Below are 2,627 nucleotides of genomic sequence, written 5' to 3' on the forward strand. Positions count from 1 at the left end.
CTAATACTAAATTTTAAATTAAATTGATTGTCTACTTGACAAAGGTCAGTTCATACTAATTGCTGTCTTATTTTTATGTTTAAAAAAATTTTTATACACTTATCTATAATTTATAGTATAATATCTCCTAGTGTGTTATAACGTCTATTTTAGGAGGTTTTATGAAAAATTTTAAGAAATTGATACTAGCTTTAGTTCTTACCCTCGGTTTTTTTAACCAGGTACCTGATGCTTTGGCAAGTGAGATAGTATATTATAAGGACTATGACCTGGATGAGGTTCTTGGACTTAAGGAAACTATCAATGAAAATCCTATTGAAGAAGAAGTAGAAGGTAAGGAAGAAAGTCGTAAAAAAGCACCAGAAGCTTACGAGGATACCTATGTAAAGGGAGAGGTTATAAACGTTGTAGATGGGGGCACCTATGATGTTGAAGTTTCTGGCGAAGTCCATAGGGTTAGAGCAATTGGAGTAAATACTCCAGAAACTAAGCACCCACAAAAGGAAGTTGAATACTATGGCGTTGAGGCATCTAACTTCGCTAAAGAAAACTTAGAGGGGTCTGTAGTTTATCTAGAGAAAGATATATCTGATATAGATAGGTATGGAATGTATCTAAGATATGTTTGGCTAAGCCTACCAAGTAATCTTAATAATCCTAGTTTTGACGATGTAAAATACAAGTCATTTAATGGAATCCTAGTTAGAGACGGTTTTGCAAATGCAGCAACATATGCTCCAGATATAAAATATGCCGATTATTTTTACAAGATAGAAGAGGAAGCTATAAAAAACACTAGAGGAATGTGGAATGAAGAGGGATTAGAATCCTTTAAGACAAATACTTCTAACATAAACGAAGATCCTGATGATGATCATATGAATATTCCTAAACCTAATGTTGATCCTTCTTCATCCTATAAATTAGAAGAATCCCATGAAGAAGCGGCTTCTGATGAAGGGGACATTTATGATTTACCAAACTATGACAAAAAATTTAAATACCCTCGTGGGGATAAACCAACCGATGGTCAAGTTAGGGAGTATATAACCAATAGGGGGAGTACTTATAAGGCTGATAGGACTAGAGGTGTAATTAAGGGTAATAGGGCCAGTGGCATCTACCACATAGATGGCCAAAGTCATTATGATAAGATATCAGTTAAAAATGTAACATGGTTTTATTCTATAGAAGAGGCAATAAGCAAGGGCTATAGGCCAGCTAAAAAATAATAAGTTAATGGAAGTATTGAAACCTATAAGTGTTAACATAGAAATGCAGGAATAAAAGATGATTAAGAGAAAAAAACATATACTACTTTTAATACTTGTAGTATTTGGAGTATGCCTAATATTTTTCAATCTAAAATCTAGCGTGGAGGATATCCCATATGAAAAAAGGATATTTAAATCTGAAAGAGCTTTTGGAGATGATTACTTCGATATATACCTAATTAATTCTAAGGGAAAGCAAGATAACCGGAAAAAAATAGATGATGATTATTATATAAAATCGAAAGGGTTCAAACAAATGATGGAAAGTTATAAATCTGAAATAGAAGATTATGACGTCTTGTCAAATTCGATATCCGAACTAGAAAAAGATAGTAATACTGTTTACTTCTACCAAGAAAATATCGATAAAAAAGGTCACAGCACCTTATATATTTATAACAGTGATTTTGATAAGGGATACATCTTTAATTTTCAAATTTAAGTGAGCCTTTATATAGCAAATAAAGAAAAAGACAATGACAATGGGGCTGTTGCAAAAGTCCCAATATAGAAAAAAGACGTGGAAATTGAGACTGTGAAATATTTTGTGTATAGAAACCTCCTGATTAGGGTAAAGAGAAACTAATCAGGAGGAATTTTTATGCCAAGAAAAAGGCCAGAATCAAGAGGAAGTAAAATAGCTAAAATGTTAATTGAGGAATACAAACCTCAAAATGCACAAGATATTCAAGAAGCACTAAAAGATCTTTTAGGCGATACAATGGAAGAACTTTTAAAATCAGAATTAGATGAACATTTAGACTATGAATATGGAGAAAAACCACTTTCCCTAAATACAAGAAATGGTTCAAGCAAGAAAACAGTTAGATCATCTTACGTAGACATAGATTTAAACATACCAAGAGATAGAGAAGCAACGATAGAGACCATAAAAGCCCTTCATGACGAGGGCTATAAAATGGCTGTAGCTTCATCAAATAGTTTTTTTTCTTCTAGAAGCAGCTCTAAAAAGAATAGGAATATTCGACTACTTTACAGAATTTTTCACACCCGATTTAACAAATCTAAAGAAAATGCAAGTAGAATTTTGGAAAAATACTGCAAAAGTTTTGAAAACTGAACCAAAAAATCTAATACTACTTGACGATGCAGCTTATGCTCTTAAAGCTGCCAAAAAATCAGGAATTATAACTTGTGGAATTAAAGATTTCCCTTGGAATGAGAAAGAGTGGGATGAGATAGAAGAAATTGCAGACTTCGCTGTAGATGGTATTGGGGACTTTGATTATAAAAATATTCAAAAAGTATTTTAAAATCACATGTAACTTTAAAAAAGGGTAGTGTTGCCGAATATAATTTTATTTTCTACAGCACTACCTTTATCTACTAGAC

The 2,627-nt window shown here is 32.3% G+C and carries 4 protein-coding genes; all 4 read left to right on the plus strand.

All coding sequences use genetic code 11. From position 1 onward, the window contains the following. Positions 1-161 precede the first annotated feature (161 nt). The 4 genes from RCH56_RS07565 (at position 162) to RCH56_RS07580 (ending at position 2,548) form a co-directional block, all read left to right on the plus strand. Positions 162-1,232 carry a thermonuclease family protein gene (locus RCH56_RS07565; protein ID WP_306484370.1) on the plus strand — a complete coding sequence of 357 codons (1,071 nt, stop codon included), beginning with the start codon at positions 162-164 and terminating at the stop codon, positions 1,230-1,232. Positions 1,233-1,290: 58 nt separating this feature from the next. Further along, entirely contained in the window at positions 1,291-1,716 is a 426-nt protein-coding gene (locus tag RCH56_RS07570) for a hypothetical protein (RefSeq protein WP_306484371.1), read from the plus strand. Between the two features lie 159 nt (positions 1,717-1,875). Further along, a complete protein-coding gene (locus tag RCH56_RS07575) occupies positions 1,876-2,355 on the plus strand; it encodes a transposase (RefSeq protein ID WP_306484372.1) in 480 nt (159 codons plus the stop codon). After that, positions 2,255-2,548 (plus strand): hypothetical protein, encoded by a 294-nt coding sequence (locus RCH56_RS07580; protein ID WP_306484373.1) that lies wholly within the window; start codon positions 2,255-2,257, stop codon positions 2,546-2,548. Before RCH56_RS07575 ends, RCH56_RS07580 begins: the two co-directional genes overlap by 101 nt. Positions 2,549-2,627 lie beyond the last annotated feature (79 nt).

The organism is Anaerococcus sp. (assembly GCF_030825785.1).
GTDB lineage: Bacteria > Bacillota > Clostridia > Tissierellales > Peptoniphilaceae > Anaerococcus.